The sequence below is a fragment of the Rhizobium sp. Rhizsp42 genome, from assembly GCF_047304155.1.
Lineage (GTDB): Bacteria > Pseudomonadota > Alphaproteobacteria > Rhizobiales > Rhizobiaceae > Rhizobium.
In genome coordinates this window covers 1-1,391 of record NZ_JBGLYS010000097.1, presented here as the reverse complement: position 1 = coordinate 1,391, position 1,391 = coordinate 1, and the positions used below count along the sequence as shown (strand labels likewise).

The window sequence follows — 1,391 nt, the reverse complement described above, 5'->3', positions numbered from 1 at the left end:
GCCCAGACTGCGCGGGAAACTCAAGCTTTCTGACATCATAGCCGAGTTGGCTCGCCTTGCGGATCATCACCTTCAGTTTTCCTTTCGATGGCACGGCGCGCGCGTAGATCCAGAGGTTTTGCATCTTTGGATCGGCACTGATGAACCACGCCTTGTCGGGGGATTTGTAAAGGACCCAATAGTTGAATGTAATGAAGAAGGGGTAGCGTACCCGCATCTTGGCATTGCCGTGCCCGAGGTCGAGGATCCTTCCATCGCCATCGACGGTCTTCAGTCGTCCGCCAGGGGTGCCGACGCGGCAACCGTCTTCCACCTGGATCTCGCCTGGCGCTTTTCCAGGCTTGTAGGTCGAGTAGCCCGCAACGCAGCCGTCGGTCAGCCACATGGGCCGGCGGCCAATCTCAAGCCATGTTCCACGATAGTGGTCCATGCCAACCGCGACGGGCTGCGGCTCTGCTGAGGCTGAAAGGGCTGGGCTTGATAACGACATCAACGCGAGTGCCGCGGCAAAACACCAGCGAGAAATCTTATGCATACTAAGCTCCCTTTCGTTGTCGTTTGATCGGTTGGTCTGATATCCCCGCATAGCGAAGGGCTATAAACGCCAACAGGCTGGCGACGGCGAACGCATTCAGGTTGAAGAGGGTCGCGAGTTCGGGTGCAGTCCAGACATGCAGCGGTGCACCGATGAAATTGCGCGAGAAGACGAACACGGCAAAGACAAGCACGGCCATGCCGCGCTGCCACCACTTTTCGTGTGCTTGGAAAGACAGCGCGACGAGCATGATGCAGGCGGCGAAGTACAATTCCGTGCCCGAAGCGGAACCGAAGAGTTTCGTCTCAAACAAGGTGTCGAACGTGCCGATCAGCGGCAGCGCGATCCGCGCCGCCAGTGAAGATCGCCTGGCTACGAACGGGATCGCCAGGAAGAGGGGCGCTGAGAGCAATGTGCCAAGCGATGCCGCCACGCCATTGCCGACCAGATACCAGACGTAGACAGGATAAAAGGGCTTGTTCAGCACGATGACCCAGACAATCGTCACGGTCGCCTGGGTGATTGGGTCGAGCTGTTTGGCTGCTTCAGACATTATGTGTTCGGCGCCAGCAGATAGTGGCCGACACCCCAGACATCACCCTTATCATGCCCGAACAGGCCTGCAGTCGACAGGAAAAACAGCCGCCAACGGCGAATCCAGAGGGGTGCATCCCTGCCATACACCTTTGCAAGGATTGGCCGGATGCGATTGATGTCGCGGTCAAAATTCGCCAGCCAGTCGAGTGCCGTCCGCCGATAGTGCGTTCCCGACCAACGCCATTCCTGCTCCACCTTGAACAGATCGCCGAACCGATGCGGCAGGTCGTGCGCCGGCATGATCCCACCGGTAAAGAAG

Annotated in this window: 2 protein-coding genes and 1 pseudogene; all 3 read right to left on the bottom strand. The window is 58.4% G+C overall.

From position 1 onward, the window contains the following. Positions 1 to 490, bottom strand: a 490-nt coding sequence (locus tag ACCD05_RS31675) for a lipocalin family protein (RefSeq protein WP_413397618.1), incomplete at its 3' end; no start/stop codon positions are given. Between the two features lie 46 nt (positions 491 to 536). After that, entirely contained in the window at positions 537 to 1,088 is a 552-nt protein-coding gene (locus tag ACCD05_RS31670; RefSeq protein ID WP_111564235.1) for a hypothetical protein, read from the bottom strand. Beyond that, a pseudogene (locus ACCD05_RS31665) lies at positions 1,088 to 1,391 on the bottom strand (SAM-dependent methyltransferase); the annotation flags it as partial. The pseudogene ACCD05_RS31665 and the gene ACCD05_RS31670, both read right to left, overlap by 1 nt.